The following is a 23,288-nucleotide window of genomic DNA, read 5'->3' on the forward strand; positions in this document are numbered from 1 at the left end:
GACTAAACTGCTGTCTTTAAGTTTACTGATTTTATCGCTTTCCTACAAGTGCATTTTTCACTAAACTTAACATTTCATCCATTAAACAAGATTCAAACCGTCAATGATTCCTTCAGCTGATCTGAAGAACGCTCCCACATTCCTGCATCATGGTTTTTCAGGAAGTCTGCAAGCACGCGCTTTGATTTATCGTCCATGTCCTCGACAATGATTTTTCGTTTCAGCGATTTATCCATCCGGTTGACATGCTCCGGAAGCGATTTGTAACCGCGTCTAATTGACCTGTCGACCATCATTTCACATGCTGTCACACCTGCATAGTGCGGACCGTTTTGAGTGGCCTCAATGGTCACCCAAACAAGCCAGTAAGGTTTGGCATTCGGGACTTCCTCTTTAGTCTTTAAAAACTTGATCCCTTTTTCCACTGCACTTCTTGCATGCATCGCGCCGATATCGACCTCTGCTTCACCTGCATCCACATCGATGATGACCGGCGAAATATTATCGAGCGTTAAAACCCCTGCTCCATATCCGCCATGACCTTCTGTAGGGTCGTTTTTTATAATATTGAAGCCTACCTTTTTCTTTGGTTGTTCTTCCATGTTTGTATCCCCCTTTATCGTTTGTCATTCCTTATTATTGGTTAAAAAAACAAAAGTGAAAAAAATTGACTCAGGATGCCTCCTACAAATTTAATACCGGTATCCATAATCGGTCTGATTGTATAATCGCTCAGCGGTGTGATGATCAAAATCAAAAAAATCAGGGAGCCATATTGTTCATACTGGGTCATTTTTGCCCGCAAGTCCGCTGAAACAAGATCCTGTACGATCCTATAACCATCAAGCGGCGGCAGCGGTATCAGATTAAATACAAATAAAAGGACATTTAAATTTATGAGTATAGTTAAGAAGGGCTCGACGAAAAACGGTAAATCAGGTCCAACGCCTGCTGCAAGCAATCCGTAAAAAATTAAAAAACCCAAAATTGCAACAATCAAATTACTGAACGGACCGGCAAAAGAGACGAGCACTCCTGCCAACTTTGGATTCTTGAAATGAAAACGATTAACCGGTACAGGTCTAGCCCAACCAAATCCGGCTATTAATATCAGCAATGTTCCGATCGGATCCAAATGAGAAATCGGATTCAATGTGACTCTTCCTTCATTCTTTGCAGTCGGGTCACCGAACTTATAGGCCACATAAGCATGGGAAAATTCATGAACCGTAAATGCGATTAACAGTGACACAATGACATATGGAAGCTTTTCCAAAGGATAAGCCAAAAACCGTCCTATTTGATCAAAGAATTCCATCGATAGCTTCTCCCCCATTGTTTATTACCGTTAGTATACATCAAAAGTCCAAGAAGTGAAAAAACTCTGACTTCCGTGTCTTGCAATTCTTTTTCCATTGTGAAACACTACAAGATAAGAGAGGAAGGGGGGAAAAGAGATGCCATATGTAACAGTCAAAATGCTTGAAGGCCGTACAGACGAACAAAAAAAAGCTTTAGTCGAAAAGGTGACTGCAGCCGTTACGGAAACAACTGGCGCACCAGCTGAAGCCGTGACGATTTTCATTGAAGAAATGTCAAAAAATCATTTAGCAGTAGCAGGTGTCCGTAAAAGCGATTTATAAGATTTACATAATGGGGAAAAGCTAAGCCATCAATTCGGCTTAGCTTTTGTTTTTAACTGCTCAATATATTCATATGCCTCATCAATTTCTTCAAGCGTATATTTTTGTTTGCTTTTCAGCGTGAAAATTTTCTCGGTGACTTCCTCTTTTTCAAGCGTGTCGAAGTATAATACCGTTGAAACCAGCTCCAAAAACCGGGCATTCTGTTCGTTCATATCCTGTAGGCATGCCTCGAGTGCCGGCATCTCCACTTCCTGTATGGATAGGAAATCCTGGCCGGCATCCGTTATCGAATAACAATATTGATAATAGCCTGCTTTTTTTTCCCTCACTTCATTCAAGTAACCCATCTCGCAGAGCTCCTCAATCCGTAAGGTCAACTCCTCCGAATACGGTCCGTAAAAGTGAAACTGGAACTTTTCATGAAATGGGAAGGACAGCTTTTTTGCGATATAAACGATTTTTTGTAATTTTTTCCGACCCGAGATTTCACCTGCAGTAGAAATTGCATTGATAATGTTTGCATGATCCTTAAACAAGGCTCGTCACTCCTCACCAAAAATGTACCACTTTAATCCGATAGCTCTAAAAGCTTACGAATCTGTTTTTTTATATTTTTCTTCGTAGATTCATCACGCAATAAATCCGCTGGATAATACAACTTATGATCCGTTCTTCTTTTCCCTGAAATTGCATCGACAATTTCGGATTCACGCGATAATTCACGAATTTCGCCATTATTTTTCAGCAAGTGAATCGGCAGTCTCTCCTCTTCCTCACCTGGACGGTAAAAATCATACGGCAGATCTGATGAAGAATCGACGACAAGATAATAATCCGGATCGATGCCTGCCTTCTTGAATAGCGTCCTTAATTCCATCAACCTGTTCATTTGACTGTTCGATGGATGGAATTCAACATATTTAAATAGTTTACGGTTAACGAAGCGAGTGCATAAATCTTTTAAAATCGCATCGTTCTCCTCTTCCCATGCTTCGAAATAATAGAGCATCACCGCTTCATCCATTTTCAAGTAGTCCGTTAAAGTCACTTCTCCCTTGAACAATGAATAAAAATGGTGCGGTTCTTGAGCAAACTCATAACCGGATTCATATAAATGTTTCGCCCTATGCAGAATCTTGGTAAGTATGACCTCCGCACTTCTCGTAACTGGATGGAAATAAACCTGCCAGTACATTTGGTAGCGACTCATGATATAATCCTCAACCGCATGCATCCCGCTTTGCTTTATGACGGCATGCTCTTCCCTTGGCCTCATTACACGCAAAAGCCTTTCCATATCGAAATGTCCATAACTAACGCCAGTGAAGTAAGCATCACGCTGTAAATAATCCATTCTATCAGCATCGATCTGACTTGAAATCAGGCTGACTACTAATTTGCCTTTATAGGTTTTCGCTATGACTTCTGCCACTTTTTTAGGAAAATCACGTCCAACTCTAAGGAGGATCTTATTCACTTCCGTATCGCCGAGGATTATTTGCCGCGTGAATTGCTCATGATCCAGGTCAAACACTTTTTCAAAAGAATGAGAGAAAGGACCATGACCCAAATCATGCAGCAGTGCTGCGCACAAGGATAGTAACCGTTCCTCAGGTTTCCATTCCGGTCTGCCCTCGAAAACATCATCCACGATTCTCCGGACAATCTCATATACTCCAAGCGAATGGCTAAGCCGGCTATGTTCCGCACCATGAAAGGTCAAATAAGTCGTCCCCAGCTGTTTGATCCTTCTAAGACGCTGGAATTCCTTCGTCCCTATTAAATCCCATATAACCCGGTCACGAACATGTATATATCGGTGCACCGGGTCCTTGAATACTTTTTCTTCTTGTAATTTTTCGCCGGAATATCCCATGAACTACCCTCTTTTTCATAATCTCGATGCATTCATTATAGCGCGTTTTGACAAAAAACCCTAACATCCACCTTGCTAGTAAGAGGGGTCCTTTTGTAAGAAAACGGAAGTTTCAGTCTGATTTTGTCTTGAAAATAAGAAAATAAAAAATCACCGCAGTGTGTTGAATCTGGGTGATGATTACTTGTTCCATTTATCATAAGCTAACAATCCACTCTACCTATATATCATGGATCCTACTTTAGTTTTTTATTGATTTTATCTAGTAACTCGTCTTCTGTCGGTGCAGCAACTGGACGGTTATTGACAAAGGCAAAAGACTTCTTTCTGCCAGGACCGCAATAGGATTGACAGCCCACTTCAATTTTCGCGTCGGGATCAAGCTTTTCAAGACGCGGGATCAATGTTTTAATGTTTACCGCCAAGCAGTCATCGCACACTCTAAATTCATTGGACATCCTCCGGTCACCATCCTTTCCATGACAAACTATTTTTCATCCATTTATATGACTAAAGGGTATTTTACCGCTTCTACTTATGAATATCAAGAGGGCTTGATCATGTGAAAAGGAAAGGGCAGCTGCTGTAAAAGGATGTAATTAATCAAAAAACTAGTATCCTTTTAACCTTTTTGTATAAAAAATCCAGAATTTGTCCAAAATGCTAGTAGAACACTCCATAAATCACTGCCACACGATATTTTATATAGTTATTTATTTTAAAAGTTACCAGAAAGGGAGTATGTAGAAATGAAGGTTCGTCAAGACGCCTGGACAGAAGAAGATGATTTGCTTTTGGCAGAAACGGTATTGCGCCATGTGCGGGAAGGCAGCACTCAGCTTAATGCTTTTGAAGAGGTAGGAGATAAGTTGAATCGCACCTCTGCAGCATGCGGATTCCGCTGGAATGCAGTTGTCCGCCATAATTATGATAAAGCGCTTTCCCTTGCCAAGAAACAGCGTAAGCAGCGGCAAAGGATCCTTGGAAAAGATCAAGGAGGGAAAAAACGGCTTCTTTATACACCGCCGTCCCCAACGATTTCCGACATAATGGTTCCCCAAGTACAAGAAGAGGAACTAGAGTTGAAATCCGAAGTCGATACTACCAATTATGAAGCAGCAGAGGAATTCGTTGTGGCTGAAGCCCTCGCTCCTATGACACAGCAAACACCAGTGACTTTGGAAACGGCCATGAGCCTTGATGCCGTCATCGCTTATTTGGAATCTATGAACGGCCGCATGCTTCAAGCTGAAGTATTAAAAACCGAAAATGAAAGATTGAAGCTTGAAATTAAAGGGCTGAAAAAGCGAAATGAAGATTTGGAGAATAAAATCAGCCACCTGGAACAAAACAGCGGCTTGATGCAGGAAGATTATGAAACTTTGATGAATATCATGAATCGAGCAAGAAAGCTGGTCCTGTTAGAGGAAGAGGAACGTCCGGCAACGAAGTTCAAGATGGACCGGAATGGCAATTTGGAAAAAATGGCCGAGTAATAAGATAATGTGGGGTTCGGTTATAATAGATCAACCACATGCCAAAGGCCGTTTCACCCATGTTTATCTTAAAAAAGGGAGCCGACAAGGCTCTTTTTTCATTGTTTCAAGAAAGAATCAATAATATCTCCGCCTATCATACAGGCCTTTTACAGTTTCAGTGAATGCTAAAGTCGTATTTAATGAAAAAAGCCATTCCTGAATTCCGGGAACGGCTTCTTTCATATCAATCCTTTAATGCATCGAATACTTTATCATTGCGTTCCACCACTCTTGTCAAGTATGCCTCATACATCGGCCATTCCTGAACGGAAAGAGTGTCAGAAAATATCCTTTCGCTATGTTCCTTCAATACATGCAGGAATCTGAGCATAACGTCCTGAACACTCAATTGCACGCCCAACAATTCCGTTAGGGACGCCATTACCGAAGGGACGATATCGGGATAAGCGAATTTGGTTTCTTCATTTCCTTTAGCTGCATCATAAAAACCCTTCACGAGACTGGCACGTTCAGCCCCGCTTCCATTGACACACAAATAGATTTGCACCGCTACGCCATTGCGAATTCTGCGTTGGGATATACCGGCAAACTTTTGCCCATTTATACTTAAATCATAACTTCCAGGACAATAGGAACCGACGATTTCCCTTGCCTCCATCGTGACCGGGAAATCGGCAAACATCAATTGGACAAGCTCCCACATCGCATCATATCCACGATTGATTTCAATTTTCTGCTCGTTTTCAGGAAAAATGAGCGACAAATTAAGGACACCCTCATCCAGCACGACTGCCAGCCCTCCGGAATTCCTCACGATGGCCTGAAAACCATGTTCTTCTAAATGATCCAAACCCTTTTTAAGAAAAGGCAACTTCGTATCCTGTATACCCATGACGATGGTTCGATGATGTACCCACGCTCTGGCTACGGCCGCTGATTTACCTGCCCCTACGGAAGCACAAAATGTATCATCCATCGCAAAGGACTCCAGAGCTGGAAACTGAGGTCCAACGGAAGATTGATCAATAATCCTCCACTCTTGCTGCATTAATAATGAATCTGTTTCACTCATACGAATCTCCCTCTACATTTAATCCTCAAGCTGGCTATTGATACTGCGCCACAAATCCCTGTGCCGCTGTAATGACAGCCAGTTTATATACACCCTCTTCACTGCATCCCCTCGAAAGGTCATTCACCGGACGGTTCAGCCCCTGTAGGATCGGACCAACCGCTTCGAAGCCACCCAAGCGCTGTACCATCTTATAGCTAATGTTCCCTGCTTCAAGACTTGGGAAAATAAAAACATTCGCATCCCCCTGAAGAAGGGAATCCGGCGCTTTTTTTCTTGCTACCGAAGGAACAAAAGCCGCGTCAAACTGAAATTCCCCATCAAGAATGACTTCAGGGACCATTTCTTTTGCCAAATCGACAGCATCAACCACTTTTAAGGTTTCGGGGGATGTTGCCGACCCCTTCGTCGAAAAGCTCAGCATTGCCACACGCGGTTCGATATCGAACATTAATGCAGTCTTCGCACTTTCTATAGCAATTTCAGCCAGGTCTTGGGAATTGGGGTTTATATTGATCGCACAATCCGCGAACACATATTTTTCTTCTTCCCGGACCATGATAAATACTCCCGATGTTTTTTGGACGCCTGGCTTTGTTTTTATGATCCTTAAGGCGGGACGAACCGTATCGGCAGTCGAATGCGTTGCACCACTCACCATTCCATGTGCCAGTTTCATATGGACGAGCATGGTTCCAAAGTAGTTTTCATCCATTAAGATTTCACGTGCTTGTACCTCGGTCGCTTTACCCTCACGGACCTTCACGAACGCTTCAACCATTTCGTCCATCATGATATAATTCTTCGGATCATATATTTCGATTGCATCAAGGGAGATTTTCATATCTTTTGCCTTCTCTTGAATCGACCCGATATCCCCGATCAATACCGGTGTCACCAGTTTAGCTTTGGCAAGCCTTGCTGCCGCTCCCAAAATCCGTTCATCCAGCCCTTCCGGAAAAACGATCTTTAAATTATGCCCCATAACTTTCGCTTCCAATATTTCAAATAAATCACCCATTGGCTCTTCCTCCTTTTTTAGATACGTTTTCCCTGTTTCCTTCTATATTTAACCATCCGGTGAAAATCCATAGTCGTCTTCTTTTAAGAATACTCTAGCAGCCAGGTAATTTCCAGCCACTTTGGTCCCCTGCCAATCCACAAATTTGAAAATTGTTTGAACACCGAAAAACAGTGATGGTGTTTGCGGGTTGATATAAATTTCCTTATACTGAAACTATGTTATATTAAAGTTATAATAAGACTTAGGAGTGATCGTAATGAGTGAAGCAGCACAAACACTGGACGGCTGGTATTGTTTACATGATTTCCGTCTAATCGACTGGGCTTCTTGGAAAACGTTATCAAGTGACGAACGCCAATTGGCCATCTCAGAATTCCAAGGTTTACTGGATAAATGGAATATGACACAAAGCGACAATGAAGGCAGCCATGCCCTATATTCCATCGTTGGTCAGAAAGCGGACTTCATGCTTATGTTTGCCCGCCCAACCATGGAGGAATTGAATGCAATTGAAAACGAATTCAACAAAACGAAGCTTGCGGAATATACAGTTCCCGCTTATTCATACGTTTCCGTCGTGGAATTAAGCAATTACTTAGCTGGAGGAGATGGTGAGGACCCTTACCAGAACCCTCATGTCCGTTCAAGACTTTATCCGATACTTCCAAAAGCGAAGCATGTGTGCTTCTATCCAATGGACAAGCGTCGTGATGGCGATGATAATTGGTATATGCTTTCCATGGAAGAGCGCAAAGGCTTAATGCGTTCCCACGGCTTGATTGGCCGCAGTTATGCCGGTAAAGTGAAACAAATCATTTCGGGTTCTGTCGGTTTTGACGATTATGAATGGGGCGTTACACTATTCGCAGATGATGTCCTTCAATTTAAAAAATTAATCTATGAAATGCGTTTTGATGAAGTGAGTGCACGTTACGCTGCATTTGGTTCTTTCTTTGTAGGCAATATCCTGCCGGAAGAAAACGTACCTTCATTCCTATACGTATAAGACGATGGGCTTCCGGTTTCCGGAAGCTTTTTTTGCGTCCCTTCTTTTTTATTTTTCCCCGGCTATGGAATAAATCCAATCCACATCCCATACATTTTCAATAGTGATGAATTTATTTTTTCACAGTCCCATTCAGCTTCAGGAAATTGATCAAGGCAATTCCTGACTCCAGCGAGGTGAAGGAACGTTACTTCTATTCATTGGCCGGCAAGAGGATATGGTTTATATCATGAACGGCAGCCGTTATGTATCGCTTAACTTTCATTGTGGTTTTTTAAGCCACCCGGGGATTGTCCAGAAAACATATACAATACTACCGGTCGCTATAAATCGCACAGTTTCTCCCAGTCCATACTCTTGGATTGTCCAAATTCCACAGCATCAACTAAACCTTGAATTTAGGAGGGAATGCAATGTCACAAAATAATCCTTATGGTAACTACCCGTACGGGGGAAGCCCCTATTACCCCTATGAGAATAATGAGCCTGAACTAAGGCAGCAGAATCCCAACCCGCAGCAAGGATACCAACAGCCATCATACCAGCCACAACAGCCCACTATGGCAGGCACGCCACAACAAATGCCGATGCAGGTGAGTCCAGCCACTTCCGGACCACAGATACCTGGCATGCTTCCGGTCGAAGCGTCATACATCGAGAACATCTTGCGTTTGAATAAAGGGAAATTAGCCACAGTTTATACAACGTTTGAAAACAACAAGGAATGGAATGCCAAGATCTTCAAAGGAATCATTGAGGCTGCAGGACGCGATCACTTAATCATAAGCGACCCTCAAACGGGAAAACGATACTTAATCCCGATGGTATACTTAGATTATATAACGTTTGATGAAGAAATCGAATATGAGTATCCATTTGGAGGCGCTGGGCTTGCCACCTATTCGCCAAGGTAAAGAAAATCAAATAAAGAAGAGCCTCAGAATCTATTTGATTTTGAGGCTCTTCTTATATTGGAATGACTTTTTTCATTACAAGTATTTATATGCAGCAATGATCATTAAGACCCAAGCAACCAAGAATGAAACCCCGCCAAGCGGTGTGATGGCACCAAGGACTTTGATTTGCGTAACGCTTAGAACGAATAGGCTTCCGGAAAACAGGATAATTCCTATTAGCATAAGCCAGCCTGACCAGTTGATCAGCGGACTTGAAATCTTCCCAGCCAATAAACCGATTACCAATAAACCCACCGCATGGAACATTTGATATTGAACAGCGGTTTGCCAGGTTTCTAAATATTTATCAGGAATTTTCCCTTCCAGTCCGTGTGCACCGAATGCACCTAGTGCCACAGCAATAAACCCATTCAATGCACCTAAAATGATGAACAGTTTCAATTATTTCGCTCCCCTTCCCTAATTTAAAAATCGAACAAGGACTCCCCATTGGCCTCATCCATTTTAACCGGTTCTACATTCGGTGTAGCCGACATAACGGGCTGGGTCAATGTGATTGGCTTCGGTATGCTGATGTTCGCTGCCTTTTCATCCACCATTACTTCACAAAGGGACTTAATGGCGATTACATACCCCTGCACCTTATCCTCTGAATTTGCCTGTTTCGCTTTTAAAACAAGCTCTTCGATTTTATCCAACATTTGTCTTGATGAAATATCCAACTTTACCACCTCGTCTATATACAGGTCAAAACTATCATAACTAGCATAGCAAAAATCAGAGAAGAAAACACCTTGCATATTTCCTACCTCTTAATTGGCTTGGCCTGAAATTTCAAGCATGGCTGTCCTGAAGAATGAAAGACATCAAGAGAAGGCTGATTTGATGTTTTAAATTGAAAAGCACGGCAGCCCTTTGGAAAACTGGGATCCCAAGTTATATAGAAATGACGGCACGCCATACAATTCACCCTTTTCGTTTTCTTGCCCATATCATCGGTTCGAGATTTTCCAATCAATTGGGGATTCACCCATTTCCATCAGCCATTGATTTGTTGTGGAAAAAGGTTTGGTGCCAAAGAAACCACGGGAAGCCGACAACGGACTCGGATGTACGGACTTAATGATTTTATGACGGGTCTCATCAATCAAAGAGCTTTTGGTTTGTGCAGGTTTCCCCCACAGGACGAATACAACAGGTTGCGGACGGTCATTCAATAGGCGAATAACTTGATTCGTAAAGATTTCCCATCCTTTTCCGCGGTGTGAGTGGGCCACTCCCTCACGAACAGTCAAGACGGTATTCAATAGAAGCACTCCCTGTTTTGCCCATTCGACTAGGTAACCATTATTCGGAACCTCAAAGCCTAGATCGGTGTGTAACTCTTTAAAAATATTTCTTAAAGAAGGTGGGATGCGAACCTCCGGCTTAACTGAAAAACTAAGGCCATGCGCTTGACCAGGGCCATGGTAAGGGTCCTGTCCAAGGATGACAACCTTTACGTCTTCATACGGAGTATAGTGAAGTGCATTGAAAATATCGTCCTGAACAGGATGAATGACTTGCTGACTGTACTCTTGCTTAATGAATTCCCTTAGCTCCTGGTAATATTCTTTTTTGAATTCCTCTTTCAATAGAGGCCACCAATCATTTGTTAATAACTGCTTTGCCATCTGCCACAGCCCCTCTCCACTTTTCGAAACTATATTATATCAAACTTCATCGCCTTGCCTTTTTCCATAGATTACGATTTATGTTTCTATATACCCCAAAAGTGGGAAAATAGAAAGTTAGCAAGCAATTTAACCATGTTGGAGGATTCCCTATGAAAAAATGGTACAAAAGAAAACGATTTTATCTGCTTGTCAGCATTTTGATCGTCATTGCACTCGTAATCGTCTATAACAGCTACAAGCCTCTCCCCGATGGCATTTCCTATGAAGGAAAGGTTCATCATGTCGAGGATATCGATTTCATTTATGACCTTTCCTATCACGATGAACAAGGGGATCTGCAACATGAGCAGCGAATCTTCCGAACCATAAATCAAGCCATAGAAGAGGCTGATTCTTATATCGTAATCGACATGTTTTTGTTTAATGCTTTTTATGATGAAAAGATAAACTTCCCGAAGCTAACCGAGACTCTGAAGGATAATCTGGTTGAACAGAAGAAAAAGAAGCCTGGCCTCCAGGTTATTTTCATTACTGATGAAGTGAATACTTCCTATAACGCCTACCAGCTAGAGGCATTGGAAACGATGAAGAAAAATGGCATTGATGTCATTGTTACCAACTTAGACCGCCTCCGGGATCCGAATCCTCTCTATTCAGGTGTATATCGGACCTTTTTCCAATGGTTTGGTGAAAGCGGGAAAGGCTGGATTGTGAATCCAATGGCTAAAAGCGCACCAAAGGTCACATTGCGTTCCTATCTTAGACTGATGAATATCAAAGCCAATCACAGAAAAGTGGTCGCTACTGAAAAAACGGCCATCATCTCATCTGCCAATCCTCATGACGCAAGTGGATTCCATTCCAACATTGCGTTCCAGATGGATGGGAATATCATCGGAGATTTTGTTAAAGCCGAAGAAGCCGCTTCGAAATTCTCGGGAGGACCGAAGTCATTTCCTGAGTTCAAAGGGACATCAGCAGATAAAGGACCGATATCAGTACAACTGCTAACGGAAGGAAAAATCAATAAACATGTCCTTAAGGCAATTAAGGATGCAAAAAAGGGTGACAACATCCATCTTGCCATGTTCTACATTGCCGATCGCGAGGTTGTCGAGGCATTAACGGATGCAGCTAAACGGGGTGTGAAGATTCAAATGATATTGGATCCGAATCAAAACGCTTTCGGAAGTGAAAAAATCGGGCTTCCCAATCTTCCGGTTGCCGCCGAATTCGAAAAACTGGGGGATGAAAATATCTCGATCCGCTGGTACAAAACAGAAAAAGAACAGTTCCATACAAAGTTGATGATGATCCAAAGGGCTGATGAAACGGTTATCCTTGGAGGATCGGCTAATTATACGTCACGCAATCTAGATGATTATAATCTTGAAGTGAATGTTGAAATCCATGCTCCAAATGATGCGGACGTTTCCAAGGACGTCGATAGCTATTTTCAAAGACTCTGGACAAATCAAAATGGAACATACACGGTGGATTACAGTGAATACCAGAAGAAACTGCCTGTCTTTAAATACTTGACCTACCGCATTCAGAAGGTGTTCCGCTTCACCACTTACTAAAATTTTCTTCTATATAAATGTTTATCAGTGCCCAAATGAGGTTATATACTACTATAGCCAAACAGCAACTGTAATAAGCAAGATTCCATTTACCTATATTCAAGAGAATCTCACTAAAATTCAAGGAGGAGTTTATATGTATCAAGTACATGTAGTAGAAAACGGTTTACAAGCAAAGGAAAAAATCGATGAATTAGTTACATCAGGTTATACGAAAGATGATGTATATTTGTTTGCCCATGATAAAACCCGTTCAAAACACCTTACCGAGAATACAAATACAGAAGGTGTAGGCATGAAGGAACAAGGTTTCCTTGATTCTGTCGGAAATCTCTTTAAATCACGCGGAGATGAACTTCGTAACCGAATGAGCAACCTTGGCCTTAGTGATATGGAGGCAGAACGTTACGAGGAAGTGCTTGACGAAGGCAAAGTGGTCATCGTTGCTTCCAAACAAGATAATAAAGACGGGGTTACACACTAATACCCGATAACCATTAACCTATATGGATTCATAAAAAAGCGAGGCTCCTTAACCGGCAGCCTCGTTTTTTATATTCATTATCCCAGGATTCTTTGGTACGTGGCCTTTGCATGGACCATGTCCTTAGTACCGTGAATCAGCGCCCGGCCATCCTTGAAAATGACGATACGCTCCCCAGCTTTTTCACAAGAGAGAAGAAATGGATTGAATTTCACCAAATAGCCGCTGCCGTCCAGATCTTTGGCTAGTTTCTCGAGTTGCAGTTCCAAAGGTTTTGGCGGTCTTACCTGTACAGTATCCCTCCCGCAAAGAACTGCCGTTTTCGTTGCATTTTCCAGTGTTAAAAAGGGGTATGTCCTCTGCTCTCCGCACGAGAGACAATCTTTCTTTTTCGCTTTTGTCAATTTTACGGTTTGGTATTGATTTCTCCACAGATCAAAAGAAACAAGTGCAGGCCGTACCGATTCCCAATCTTCAACAAGGATTTTCAAAGCTTCGGCAGTTTGGTGCGCCACTACCATCGTTACAGCCGGTGATATGATTCCTCCCGTGTCACAGGTCATTCCTTGAATGGGGATTGCTTTAAGCAAACAGTGCAAACATGGAGTCTGTCCGGGAAGGATCGTCAAAGTCATGCCAACACTCCCCACACATGCCCCATAAATCCACGGTATATGAAGCTTTTGTGATAAATCATTAATGATCATCCGTGTCTCAAAGTTATCGGTTGCATCCAATATCAAATCAACATCACCAAGCAGCTGTTCGAGGTTCTGGGCATTTGCGTCCATGATGATGGCATTCATTTCAACTTCATGATTGATATCAAATAAATGACGCTTTGCCGCTTCTGCTTTTGGCAGTTTCTCCTCGACATCCCGTTCCGTATACAATTGTTGGCGCTGCAAATTACTGGTCTCGACATAATCCCTATCGACAATGGTAAGCTTCCCTACTCCTGCCCGAGTAAGGGCCTCGGCATTAGCAGATCCCAAAGCCCCTGCACCAAGAAGCAAGACATGCTTCTTCATAATTTTCAATTGGCCCCCTTCACCAATGGGGGCGAATAAAGTCTGCCTTGAATATCGCTCTTTCACCGTGAACCCTCCCTTCCGAACGCTTTAGCCCCCACTTACTGGTGGAATGAAAGCAACTGTATCTCCATCAGATAGTAGCGTGTCATCATCGGCAAATTCTTCATTGACCGCCGTCATCACGGTTTCTAGACCTTCCAATTGAAAATCCACCTTCATTTTTCCTTTTAGCTCCGCCACACTCATTCCATTTCCTTCTATAGAAAGAGTCTCTTTGCCTAGCTCATCTTTCAATTGGGCAAATAAAAGTACATTAATCATCAATATCCCCCTCTTCCGGTTTCCCCGATGGATATGGAACGGTTTCCAACTGGTTTCCTACCCATGTCTCCCCATCTTCCCAGTGTTCTTTTTTCCAGATCGGGACGATTTCTTTAATTCTTTCAATCGCATACCTGTTCGCCTCATATGCATCATTTCGATGTGGCGTACTAACGGCAATAACGACTGCGATATCCGTGATTTCAAGTTTACCTATACGATGGGTGATCGCCGTTTCTGCATCAGGCCAACGTTCCTTGATCTCAGATCCGATTTGCTCCAATTTCTTGATGGCCATCGGTTCATACGCTTCGTAAATTAAGAAGAGAGTCTTTTTTCCTTTCGTCATTTCCCTCACTGTACCAATAAAGGTCGTGACGGCACCTGCATTCCGCTTGACTACTTTATCAATCACTTCCTGGATGACAATCGGCTCTTTTGAAATATTATAATTCATGTCTACCATCCTTTATATATAATTCAGTTTGATCAATATAACCTGCCTTTTGATAATCTTCCATCGTATTCATATTGAAAAAAAGATATTGAAAATGTTCAGGATTCTCGCGATATAACTTAAAGTCGGTTTCTTTCATGACTTTCACCGAAATCTTTTCCAAAAATAAACTCATTTTTAATTCATGTTTTAACAAACACTCCGTCAGTACAGGAAGACACCTTTTATGGTAAACAGCAAAAAGCGGCTGGAGCCTGCCATTTATTTCTGGAACGACAGCATCGAATTCAGGTTCATAATGGGAAATGATATCCTTTATGGCATCTGCACTCACAAACGGCATATCACAGGCTGCAAGGAATTGAAGCTCCGTTTTCGACGAGGTCAACCCTGCATGCAATCCGCCAAGTGGTCCTTGATCTTTATGTAAATCCGGAATTAGCGGAAGTTGCAGAAAATGATATTCTACAAATGTATTCGTAATGACCATGATGTTTTCTGACACCTTTTTCAATTCGGATGCCACTCTTGAAATGTTCACAACGCCACCTATGGTCAACAGGGCCTTATTCACTCCCATACGGCTTGATTTCCCACCAGCTAAAAGCAACATTGTACATTCCACAAGAATCTCCCTCCCTTTTTTAGGTTTAATCCAGCATCGAACGGTAAAGCTATACTAAATGTGTCCGCTATATTTAAATATTTTAAATCAACTTTGAAAATAATGACACCTTCTCAAACTTTGCTTTATATTTCAAAAGATGGAAAGTAGGATCCAAAGCAAAAAAAAGCAGGCTACCCACCCATCCGATTTCCTGAATTCCAGGTCCTAAAAATGACTTATGCGAGGCCATTGCACTTCTTTCTCTAAGACACTCAAATTAGGGTGAAAACTAAGTTTTACATAAAAGAAATTTTGGTATATTCTAAAAATAGGATATTAACTGGTATGCTGATAATATCGATATCTAATTCTCCTGAGGAGGTCACATAATGACTATGAAAAGAGCTATGACAGTTGCCGGATCTGATTCGAGCGGCGGCGCGGGTCTTCAAGCAGATTTAAAGACATTCCAAGAATTCGGGGTTTACGGTATGTCCGCTTTAACGACAATCGTGACGATGGATCCGAAGAATGGCTGGTCCCATAATGTATTCCCTACACCGGTCGAAGTTTTGGAAGCCCAAATCGAAACGATTTTATCAATCGGCATTGATGCAATGAAAACGGGAATGCTTGGATCAGTGGAAATCATTGAACTTGTTGCCCGTAAAATAGACGAGTTGAAGCTGGACAAAGTCGTAATCGATCCAGTTATGGTATGTAAAGGTGAAGATGAAGTATTGCACCCTGAAACGGCTGTAGCTCTGCGTGAACTGCTTGTTCCACGTGCAACTGTAGTCACGCCAAACCTGTTCGAGGCCGCTCAGTTAGCGGGAACTGCGCCTATCAAGACGATTGATGACATGAGGGCTGCAGCTGAAAAGATTCATGAACTTGGTGCAAAATATGTCTTGATCAAAGGCGGTAATAAGCTGGATCTTGATAAAGCCATCGACCTTTTATATGATGGAAAAGAATTTGAATTCCTTGAATCAGAAAAAATCGAAACGACCAATACACATGGTGCCGGCTGTTCTTCTTCCGCAGCTATTGCCGCTCAATTGGCTGAAGGGAAAAGCCCGCGCGAGGCTATCCTCATTGCTAAAGACTTCATTACCGAGGCGGTTCGCCATTCTTGGAAGATGAATGACTATGTTGGACCTGTCAATCATGGTGCATACCATAAATATGGAATTGCGGAAAAAACACAAAAATAAAACATCAAGTTTAATGGCTGCTCAAATTCATCGAGCGGCCTTTTTCGCTTTTTTTGCTTTTATTTAGTAAAATAGAAAGAAGGAAAAGCTTATCTAGCCGCCCAGTTAAGGAGGAAATTATAGAATGAAACCTATAGACCGTACAGAGGTGCAAAATGCCATTGATTCTTTCGCCGGACAAGATGTATATCTTCACCTTGAAACGACAAATGGCGCCTATGCCACTCATGTAGATGAGGCTTTCTTTTCGGCAGGTGCATATATTCGTAATGCTTTTATACAGTATGAACATGGGAAGATAGTTGGGGATGGACCCTACCGCATCGGCTTGAAGCTCAATATTGGCTGGGTATATGCAGAAGGCGTTAACCACTTCGAATTGGATGAACAGGGGAGATTGCTATTGGCAGGCCTTGATTTTTCCGGAAAGCTTGCTGTCTCCATGCAGCTCAGTCCCACTCCCTTTGAATGATGACAACTTGCTTGATATATATCATATAGTTCCGATGAAAACTCCCATTCACCGATAACCATACTCACTGTAAGTAGAACGGAAGGAGAAATATACCTTGGAAAAAGAACGCCATGTATTAGTTATATTCCCACATCCCGATGATGAAGCCTTCTCGGTCTCCGGAACTCTTGCCCTTCATAGAGAAGCGGGCACTCCTGTCACCTATTTATGCTTAACTTTAGGAGAAATGGGACGTAATTTAGGAAACCCTCCATTTGCAACAAGGGAATCGCTCCCTAAAATTCGTAAAAAGGAATTAATCGATGCAGCAAATGCGATTGGCATCCAAGATTTACGCATGCTTGGATTGCGCGATAAGACGATTGAATTCGAAGATGATGAAAAGCTGACATCATTATTTACCGATGCCATCAATGAATTGAATCCTTCATTGATCATTACGTTTTACCCAGGATACAGTGTCCATCCAGACCATGAAGCGACGGCACGGGCTGTGGTTCGGGCCGTGGAAAGAATGGAAGAGAAAGAGAGACCTAAACTTCATTGTGTCGCCTTCTCGAATAACTGCATTGACGAATTGGGACAGCCTGACATCATCCAGGATATCTCTGCCGTCGAAGAAAAAAAGGTAGCTGCATTCACTGCCCACCGTTCGCAAACACAGGCAATGGTGATCGATTGGAAAGAGAAATTCGAAAATCAGGATGCGGATTTTCTAGACTGGATTCGCAAAGAACGATTATGGACCTATAAATTTTAAAGAAACCGCCAATAGGCGGTTTTTTTGTTTATGGCATAAAAAAAACGCCTGTGGATTACAGGCGGAGAAAAGGGGGATACTTTGGAAAATCAATCATAATATTAGCATCCCCAAATTTTTTCATTTTATACAATCATATTCAAAAAATCAGGCAGACAAGCGTTCCTCATGCTGCATTTTCGTTCTTGCCGAGGCTTTTTTTCCATGTGCCAAGAAATAAATGCCAATAAGTACGAATGCAAAGATCGACATTCCTATGAATAACCCTTTGAATCCTGTAAATGGAATAAGGAATCCCAATAGGAATGGGCCAACACCAATACCGAAGTCATACATTGTAAAAAACGTGGATGTAGCTAATCCCATCCGATTTGATGGGGCTTCCTTAATCGAAATCGCTTGACAGCTTGATTGGAACGTACCATATCCCACTCCGATAAAGGCTCCGGCAATCAGAAGCGTAATACCATGATGGGATTGGCTGAGGATGACCATACCGACGGCAAATAGTAAGAGCGATGGGTAAATAACTGCATTTTCACCCTTCACATCAAACATCCTTCCTGTAAACGGACGGGACGCCAAAAGGAATACAGCAAATACGACGAAGAAAAAACTTGCCGCATCCATTAAATCCATTTCCTTTGCAAAAGACGTTAAATAGGACAAGATGCTCGAATAGGTAAATCCGGCAAACCCGATAAAAATGGAAATAGGCAGTGCCCTTTTCTCAAAGTAATCACTGATTTTAAATCCTTTTTGTGGTGAAGCTCCGCCCTTATCCCCTTCAGGCACATTCATGAATAATGAGGCAACTAAAGAAAATGCGGCAAATAAGGAGGCTGCATAGAAAATGATGGAATAACTGAAATGCTGTGTAATCAGCAATCCAATAAACGGACCGAATGCCATTGCCAAGTTTGTACTCATGGCAAAGTATCCTGTACCTTCCCCGCGTCTCTCATTCGGAATGATATCTGCAGCAATCGTTCCAGTTGCGGTAGTGGCAAGGCCAAAAGCAAAACCGTGAATAAGCCGGTCGATCAATAAGAGGGATAAACTATTCACCAGGAAATAGCCAATGGATGCAACCAGGAATAGAACCAACGATCCAAGCAACATTCTTCTGCGGCCGATCTTGTCAATTTTTTTCCCTGCAATCGGTCTGACAAGCACAGCCCCGAGAACAAAAATACTTGAAGCAAGTCCCGCTTGTGCTTGCGACGCATGAAAGTTATCCATCGTGTAAATGGTCAATGTCACCATCAAAACATAAAAAGTTAAAAATAAAAAAAAGTTCGCAGACGAAACAATCAGGAAATCTTTCGTCCACAATTTCGGTTTTTGATTCATTTCAATCCTTCTTCCTTACTATTGTTTTAATTTCTCCTTCAGGAAAATCAACGTTCGTAACGTTGCCTCTCGATCCTCTTCAGCCAAACCGCTCATTAATTGAAGTTCAAATTCTTCAACTACCTTTTTGGCCTCGTGATAAGTCCTTAAACCTGAGTCCGTTAACTGTATTCTTCGTTCCCGCTTATCTTTTCCTGGGACTTGTTCAATCAAATCAAGTTCTTCCAACCGATTTACCGTCCTGGTTACCGTCGGTTTCTCAACATCTAGATATGTGCTTATTTCAACAAGTGTAGAACAGCCAAACTGACTCAGATAATATACAATCGACCATTGGGAATGATAAAGATCAACCTTGGCCAACTGTTCATTTAACTTTTTGGTAAATGACCTCGAAAATTGTAAGTTATGATGAAAAAAACCATTATTAAAGGACAAAGGTATTCCTCCCGCAAAATAGTTACCTAGGTAACTATACACCTATTCATTAGAAATGTCTAGCTTTCGGCTGAACGAAAATAGTCGTATGCATACTGTTTCATCAGCTTCTTTATTGCTCCTTCCGGGACAAAAGAACACCCTTTTCAGGAGGTTCATGCTTTTAATTGGAAGTTTAGAGCGAATACTCGTGAATTCCACGCTTTTACTCGTGAGTTTAGAGCGAATACTCGTGAATTTCATGCTTTTACTCGTGAGTTTCGAGTGAATACTCGTGAATTTCACGCTTTTACTCGTGAGTTTGGCGAAACGGTATGGGTCAAGTCGGGGCCATTCTATGCTCTTCGTGGTCGATGCTTCGAGGCCATAAACAAAAAGGAAACCCCGCTATTAAAAAGCGAGGCTTCCGATATTTGATCTTTGCGTTGCGGAATGATTTCATTCGAAAACTATTTTGAATCACACAAATACCACAACTCTGAGCTTCTCATTGATAACTTCAGGGCATATTTCCTTTTAAGCTAGATAGTGACAAACGATAAAGTTTATCATCCTTTTCATTAGAATTTCCTCGGCCGTCCGTATTATTGCTTATGAAATAAAGAAATCCTTCATCAACGAATACATCACGTATCCTTCCTGAGCCCGTAATGATATCAGTCAGTTTTCCGCTTTTTACATCATAACTCTTAAGCGCTTCACCCCTTAAGGCTGCAAAATAGAGCTTTCCGTCAAAATAGGCCATGCCAGATGGAGCCCATGTATTTTCACCGGAATGAATCAATGGTGTTACCATATCAGGTTTTTGCTCATCGCCCTCTATATCTGGCCAGCCATAGTTCTTACCCGGATCAATTTTATTTAATTCATCGTGTGCCGAATCTCCGTGTTCACTTTCATATAACTGTCTTGCTTCATCCCAGGCCAGACCTTGTGGATTGCGGTGACCGTATGAATAGACGTATGAATTCCCGAAAGGATTATCTTTCGGAATAGTGCCATCCAGGTTCATGCGCAGAATTTTCCCGCCTAAAGAATCTAGGTCCTGTGCGATTTCAGCCTTTCTTGCATCGCCTGTTGTTGCGTATAGCGTATCGTCCGGTCCAATCTTGATCCTGCCGCCATGGTGGTAGTCCCCGCTTGGTATTCCGTCGATTAAGGTCTCCATCTCCTGCCATTTATCATCATTTTTTTCTAAAATGACGATTCGATTGATGGAATCCCCGCCTTCTTCATAGGTATAATAGGCGAAAGCTTGCCCGCTTTTAGAGAAATCGGGAGCTAGCAAAAATCCAAGTAATCCAGCTTCCGCTTTAGCTGACAATGTCTTTTTAAGGTTGACCTTTTGCCGTGTCATCTTATTCTTGTCCCATTCAACGATGGTTCCTGCCCGCTCTGACACATACATTGTGTCCCCATTCTTCTGGATCGACCATGGGGCCTGCAGGTTCGTTATCAGCACATCCGGATCTTCCCCTAAAGTGCCCGTCACTTCTTTGTCAGGATTCGGCTGGGTTTTGCTGTCGCCATTCATGTTACAACCAGTTAAAATCAATGTAGCCATAAGGAAAAAAAAGAGCAATTTTTTCAAATTCTTTCCCCCTTCGATTCATGAGTTTAATAGGCTGACTGTTTAAGTACCTTTAAAATGGCCTCCGCGACACCGGCTTCATCATTCTTGCCTGTTACTTCATCACACAGTTTTTTAATTTCGAGCGGGGCATTTCCCATTGCGACAGACAAACCTACCCGTTCAAACATGGATACATCATTATAATTATCCCCAATAGCCATCGTTTCCTGCATCGAGCCGGATTTTCCATTCACATATGTTTCAAGTGCCGTACCTTTTTGAGCTGTTTCACTCATGATTTCCACATTTTCACGTCCCGATGAAGTGACTGTAACTCCCTGTCCTTTCAATTTCGAAGCAATTTGATTTAATAAAGTTTTATCCTTTGAGAAGCTGAGAATTTTATAATATTCCTCATTCGAACGGCTGAATAACTCGGAATAATCGGAAATGGAAGTTACCTGTCCAAGCTGTAAACGCTGCTCCGCATATTTCCGCATACTCTCAGGGTCAATGTCAGGATTCGCTGTAACGAATACATCAACCAAAACAGATATTGCGTTTTCATAGTCTTTAGAATAAATTCCCTGACTCGTATATATTTCAAAATAAATCCCTTGTTCTTCGAGGAATCCAGCGACCATTTTAGCAGTGGCAGCTGACATTGGATTGGAAGCGGCAATTTTTCCGTCCTCCGTGAAGAGGGCAGCACCATTTACACAGATGACAGGGCAAACGATGCCTGCTTCATCCAAGGCGAACCTAGCTTCCACATAAGATCTTCCAGTAGCAATGATCACTTCCACACCCTCGCTTTGTGCCTTCTGGATGGCATGTTTATTTTCCTCACTGACCTTTTGCATTTTGTTAAGCAATGTTCCGTCCATATCAATCGCAATCGTCTTTATCAATTCAATCGGCCCCTTTTTTCAATATAATCCCTATTTTAACCGAAAGATCGTGGATAAACACGTTTAACAAACCCGGATATATTCCTGGTGTGACTTCAGTCATTAAAAAAACCTATTATGTATATAAATAAACTGCACCTAATTAAGATAGGTGCAGTTTGTTTTCTTAATGTAGAATCGTCTTTCTATCGACATCTTGGGCCCGTTCAATAATCTGTTCGTGGATGTCTTTTTGAATGTCATCGATGGCTGTAAAATCCATTGCTTTTACATAAATCTTTTCGAGTTCATCATGCAGCTCTTTTGCCTTAGCCAGATTTGCTGTCGCTTCATTCATTTTCGTCCGGTACCTAGTGGAAACATCCTTTAACTGTTCGGCATATATTTCATCTGTTCCTGGCAGGATGGCCGTTTTATATATATCAATGATTTCATCCCCTCCACAACTCGGGAAATATTCATGCGGCGATGTGCTGTCAAATATGGCGATCCCAACCTCCCGGACGATTACCATGTCCAAGCTATGCGGATCGAAACCACAATGATATATTTCCACATCAAAGCCTCTTTGCTCCGCAGCCTTTGCAATCTTCTTCAGCATCGTTGATTTCCCGGAACCTGGACGTCCCTTTAAAAAATACCGTTTTTGTATTCCCTCAGTAATATTGGGGATGAAATCAACTGCACCCGTTGGTGTAGCTGCACCTAAGAATCGGTGACGAACATCCGACTTCTTATTAAGGACGATATCTCTATAAAAGCCTTCTATCAATTTATTGGTCAACCCATTCAATTTTGCGAAATCAATATTTGCCTTATAAATGTCTTCCCATTCATCATGTATCTTCAATGCTTCAGCGAATAGGGCATATGCCTTCTCGAAACTCTTGCTTCTCGCATTCGTCAACTTTATGATGGCCACTCTTTCAGAAGCCAGCTGCTGGGAGTTCCAGGCAGATCCTAGATTGACATATTCCTCAATGGCCCCTGGTGCCTTCGGTTCAATCACATGCGGCGCGGTCCCATCCACGATCCCGATTTTCAAAGCCGGTATGATTACTCCATCAATGGAATCATTATCGGACGAACAATGTAAATACTCGATGTTATAGCCTTTATCCAGCCATTCTTGGCCGATTTTTTTCATAATGGTCGATTTACCGGAACCAGGTCCGCCTTTTAATATGAATAATCTTTCCAGACCTTTTAAATTGGAATCATATAAACTATAAAAACCTTTAGCCGTATTGCCTCCAGCAAAATAATTCATCACTTTTCCTGTCACTTTCACACTCTCCCTCACAATACAGATGTAACTTCAAGACAGCGTATGAAGAAAAGACCCAATAGGTGAATACC

29 protein-coding genes are annotated in these 23,288 nt (G+C 42.1%); 10 read left to right on the forward strand and 19 right to left on the reverse strand.

The window, feature by feature from the left end:
* Positions 1–92 precede the first annotated feature (92 nt).
* Both J7J00_RS20300 and J7J00_RS20305 read right to left on the reverse strand, forming a co-directional pair.
* Complete coding sequence (locus J7J00_RS20300) at positions 93–602, reverse strand: YwhD family protein (protein WP_063589657.1); 510 nt, start codon at positions 600–602, stop codon at positions 93–95.
* A 41-nt stretch (positions 603–643) separates the two neighbouring features.
* Positions 644–1,318 (reverse strand): site-2 protease family protein, encoded by a 675-nt coding sequence (locus J7J00_RS20305; RefSeq protein WP_286201494.1) that lies wholly within the window; start codon positions 1,316–1,318, stop codon positions 644–646.
* A gap of 139 nt (positions 1,319–1,457) precedes the next feature.
* Between J7J00_RS20305 and J7J00_RS20310 the strand changes: the two genes are divergently transcribed.
* Complete coding sequence (locus tag J7J00_RS20310; protein WP_034315897.1) at positions 1,458–1,643, forward strand: 2-hydroxymuconate tautomerase; 186 nt, start codon at positions 1,458–1,460, stop codon at positions 1,641–1,643.
* Positions 1,644–1,672: 29 nt separating this feature from the next.
* Here the strand turns inward: J7J00_RS20310 and J7J00_RS20315 are convergent, their stop codons facing one another.
* From J7J00_RS20315 to J7J00_RS20325, 3 genes are all read right to left on the reverse strand, one after another.
* Positions 1,673–2,182: a YwgA family protein gene (locus J7J00_RS20315; RefSeq protein WP_034315899.1), complete on the reverse strand. Its 510-nt coding sequence runs from the start codon at positions 2,180–2,182 to the stop codon at positions 1,673–1,675.
* Between the two features lie 32 nt (positions 2,183–2,214).
* Positions 2,215–3,522 carry an HD domain-containing protein gene (locus J7J00_RS20320; protein WP_096339124.1) on the reverse strand — a complete coding sequence of 436 codons (1,308 nt, stop codon included), beginning with the start codon at positions 3,520–3,522 and terminating at the stop codon, positions 2,215–2,217.
* A gap of 236 nt (positions 3,523–3,758) precedes the next feature.
* Entirely contained in the window at positions 3,759–3,980 is a 222-nt protein-coding gene (locus tag J7J00_RS20325) for a YuzB family protein (RefSeq protein WP_048683566.1), read from the reverse strand.
* Between the two features lie 291 nt (positions 3,981–4,271).
* Between J7J00_RS20325 and J7J00_RS20330 the strand changes: the two genes are divergently transcribed.
* Positions 4,272–5,018: an RsfA family transcriptional regulator gene (locus tag J7J00_RS20330; protein WP_214794087.1), complete on the forward strand. Its 747-nt coding sequence runs from the start codon at positions 4,272–4,274 to the stop codon at positions 5,016–5,018.
* Between the two features lie 226 nt (positions 5,019–5,244).
* Here J7J00_RS20330 and lipL read toward each other — a convergent pair whose 3' ends face one another.
* On the reverse strand, positions 5,245–6,093 hold the full coding sequence (gene lipL / locus J7J00_RS20335) for an octanoyl-[GcvH]:protein N-octanoyltransferase (protein WP_214794090.1): 849 nt from the start codon (positions 6,091–6,093) through the stop codon (positions 5,245–5,247).
* A 34-nt stretch (positions 6,094–6,127) separates the two neighbouring features.
* The gene (gene pta / locus J7J00_RS20340; RefSeq protein WP_214794093.1) at positions 6,128–7,114 is read right to left on the reverse strand and encodes a phosphate acetyltransferase; all 987 of its coding nucleotides are present in this window, start codon (positions 7,112–7,114) and stop codon (positions 6,128–6,130) included.
* A 259-nt stretch (positions 7,115–7,373) separates the two neighbouring features.
* On the opposite strand from pta, the gene hemQ reads away from it, so the two are divergent.
* Positions 7,374–8,123, forward strand: a complete 750-nt coding sequence (gene hemQ, locus J7J00_RS20345; protein WP_063234194.1) for a hydrogen peroxide-dependent heme synthase — start codon at positions 7,374–7,376, stop codon at positions 8,121–8,123.
* 413 nt (positions 8,124–8,536) lie between these two features.
* A complete protein-coding gene (gene gerQ / locus J7J00_RS20350) occupies positions 8,537–9,037 on the forward strand; it encodes a spore coat protein GerQ (protein WP_214794096.1) in 501 nt (166 codons plus the stop codon).
* Between the two features lie 75 nt (positions 9,038–9,112).
* Here the strand turns inward: gerQ and J7J00_RS20355 are convergent, their stop codons facing one another.
* The 3 genes from J7J00_RS20355 to J7J00_RS20365 all read right to left on the reverse strand — a co-directional run bounded on the left by J7J00_RS20355 (position 9,113) and on the right by J7J00_RS20365 (position 10,713).
* Positions 9,113–9,481 carry a DUF423 domain-containing protein gene (locus tag J7J00_RS20355; RefSeq protein WP_076368389.1) on the reverse strand — a complete coding sequence of 123 codons (369 nt, stop codon included), beginning with the start codon at positions 9,479–9,481 and terminating at the stop codon, positions 9,113–9,115.
* 23 nt (positions 9,482–9,504) lie between these two features.
* Positions 9,505–9,840 (reverse strand): YwdI family protein, encoded by a 336-nt coding sequence (locus J7J00_RS20360; protein ID WP_063234197.1) that lies wholly within the window; start codon positions 9,838–9,840, stop codon positions 9,505–9,507.
* Positions 9,841–10,032: 192 nt separating this feature from the next.
* Positions 10,033–10,713 (reverse strand): uracil-DNA glycosylase, encoded by a 681-nt coding sequence (locus J7J00_RS20365; RefSeq protein ID WP_214794099.1) that lies wholly within the window; start codon positions 10,711–10,713, stop codon positions 10,033–10,035.
* Between the two features lie 152 nt (positions 10,714–10,865).
* Here J7J00_RS20365 and J7J00_RS20370 point away from each other — a divergent pair, with 152 nt between their 5' ends.
* Together J7J00_RS20370 and J7J00_RS20375 are read left to right on the forward strand one after the other, a co-directional pair.
* A complete protein-coding gene (locus J7J00_RS20370) occupies positions 10,866–12,299 on the forward strand; it encodes a phospholipase D family protein (RefSeq protein WP_214794102.1) in 1,434 nt (477 codons plus the stop codon).
* Between the two features lie 136 nt (positions 12,300–12,435).
* Complete coding sequence (locus tag J7J00_RS20375) at positions 12,436–12,783, forward strand: YflT domain-containing protein (RefSeq protein WP_063234200.1); 348 nt, start codon at positions 12,436–12,438, stop codon at positions 12,781–12,783.
* A gap of 77 nt (positions 12,784–12,860) precedes the next feature.
* Here J7J00_RS20375 and J7J00_RS20380 read toward each other — a convergent pair whose 3' ends face one another.
* From J7J00_RS20380 to mobA, 4 genes are read right to left on the reverse strand one after another with little or no spacing between them, the layout of a single operon-like run.
* The gene (locus tag J7J00_RS20380) at positions 12,861–13,880 is read right to left on the reverse strand and encodes a MoeB/ThiF family adenylyltransferase (protein ID WP_214794105.1); all 1,020 of its coding nucleotides are present in this window, start codon (positions 13,878–13,880) and stop codon (positions 12,861–12,863) included.
* 24 nt (positions 13,881–13,904) lie between these two features.
* The gene (gene moaD, locus J7J00_RS20385) at positions 13,905–14,138 is read right to left on the reverse strand and encodes a molybdopterin converting factor subunit 1 (RefSeq protein ID WP_098370228.1); all 234 of its coding nucleotides are present in this window, start codon (positions 14,136–14,138) and stop codon (positions 13,905–13,907) included.
* Positions 14,131–14,595: a molybdenum cofactor biosynthesis protein MoaE gene (locus J7J00_RS20390; protein ID WP_214794108.1), complete on the reverse strand. Its 465-nt coding sequence runs from the start codon at positions 14,593–14,595 to the stop codon at positions 14,131–14,133. Before J7J00_RS20390 ends, moaD begins: the two co-directional genes overlap by 8 nt.
* On the reverse strand, positions 14,585–15,220 hold the full coding sequence (gene mobA, locus J7J00_RS20395; RefSeq protein ID WP_214794111.1) for a molybdenum cofactor guanylyltransferase: 636 nt from the start codon (positions 15,218–15,220) through the stop codon (positions 14,585–14,587). The genes J7J00_RS20390 and mobA overlap by 11 nt, the downstream gene beginning before the upstream one ends.
* 371 nt (positions 15,221–15,591) lie before the next feature.
* Between mobA and pdxK the strand changes: the two genes are divergently transcribed.
* The 3 genes from pdxK to bshB2 all read left to right on the forward strand — a co-directional run bounded on the left by pdxK (position 15,592) and on the right by bshB2 (position 17,654).
* A complete protein-coding gene (gene pdxK / locus J7J00_RS20400; protein WP_214794114.1) occupies positions 15,592–16,419 on the forward strand; it encodes a pyridoxine/pyridoxal/pyridoxamine kinase in 828 nt (275 codons plus the stop codon).
* 124 nt (positions 16,420–16,543) lie between these two features.
* On the forward strand, positions 16,544–16,891 hold the full coding sequence (locus tag J7J00_RS20405) for a YojF family protein (RefSeq protein ID WP_076368396.1): 348 nt from the start codon (positions 16,544–16,546) through the stop codon (positions 16,889–16,891).
* 97 nt (positions 16,892–16,988) lie between these two features.
* A complete protein-coding gene (gene bshB2, locus J7J00_RS20410; RefSeq protein WP_098370231.1) occupies positions 16,989–17,654 on the forward strand; it encodes a bacillithiol biosynthesis deacetylase BshB2 in 666 nt (221 codons plus the stop codon).
* Between the two features lie 147 nt (positions 17,655–17,801).
* Here bshB2 and J7J00_RS20415 read toward each other — a convergent pair whose 3' ends face one another.
* Positions 17,802–19,007 (reverse strand): MFS transporter, encoded by a 1,206-nt coding sequence (locus tag J7J00_RS20415; protein WP_214794117.1) that lies wholly within the window; start codon positions 19,005–19,007, stop codon positions 17,802–17,804.
* Between the two features lie 18 nt (positions 19,008–19,025).
* Positions 19,026–19,445 carry a MarR family winged helix-turn-helix transcriptional regulator gene (locus J7J00_RS20420; RefSeq protein ID WP_214794120.1) on the reverse strand — a complete coding sequence of 140 codons (420 nt, stop codon included), beginning with the start codon at positions 19,443–19,445 and terminating at the stop codon, positions 19,026–19,028.
* Between the two features lie 264 nt (positions 19,446–19,709).
* On the opposite strand from J7J00_RS20420, the gene J7J00_RS20425 reads away from it, so the two are divergent.
* A complete protein-coding gene (locus tag J7J00_RS20425) occupies positions 19,710–19,862 on the forward strand; it encodes a hypothetical protein (RefSeq protein ID WP_214794123.1) in 153 nt (50 codons plus the stop codon).
* 82 nt (positions 19,863–19,944) lie between these two features.
* On the opposite strand, the gene J7J00_RS20430 is transcribed toward J7J00_RS20425, so the two are convergent.
* The 3 genes from J7J00_RS20430 to J7J00_RS20440 form a co-directional block, all read right to left on the reverse strand.
* Positions 19,945–21,036: a PQQ-dependent sugar dehydrogenase gene (locus J7J00_RS20430; protein ID WP_286201495.1), complete on the reverse strand. Its 1,092-nt coding sequence runs from the start codon at positions 21,034–21,036 to the stop codon at positions 19,945–19,947.
* A 26-nt stretch (positions 21,037–21,062) separates the two neighbouring features.
* Positions 21,063–21,929 carry a Cof-type HAD-IIB family hydrolase gene (locus J7J00_RS20435; protein WP_214794126.1) on the reverse strand — a complete coding sequence of 289 codons (867 nt, stop codon included), beginning with the start codon at positions 21,927–21,929 and terminating at the stop codon, positions 21,063–21,065.
* 166 nt (positions 21,930–22,095) lie between these two features.
* Positions 22,096–23,214 (reverse strand): PRK06851 family protein, encoded by a 1,119-nt coding sequence (locus J7J00_RS20440; protein ID WP_214794129.1) that lies wholly within the window; start codon positions 23,212–23,214, stop codon positions 22,096–22,098.
* Positions 23,215–23,288 lie beyond the last annotated feature (74 nt).

It is taken from the genome of Bacillus sp. ISL-4, from assembly GCF_018613275.1.
GTDB classification, from domain to species: domain Bacteria; phylum Bacillota; class Bacilli; order Bacillales; family DSM-1321; genus Peribacillus; species Peribacillus simplex_E.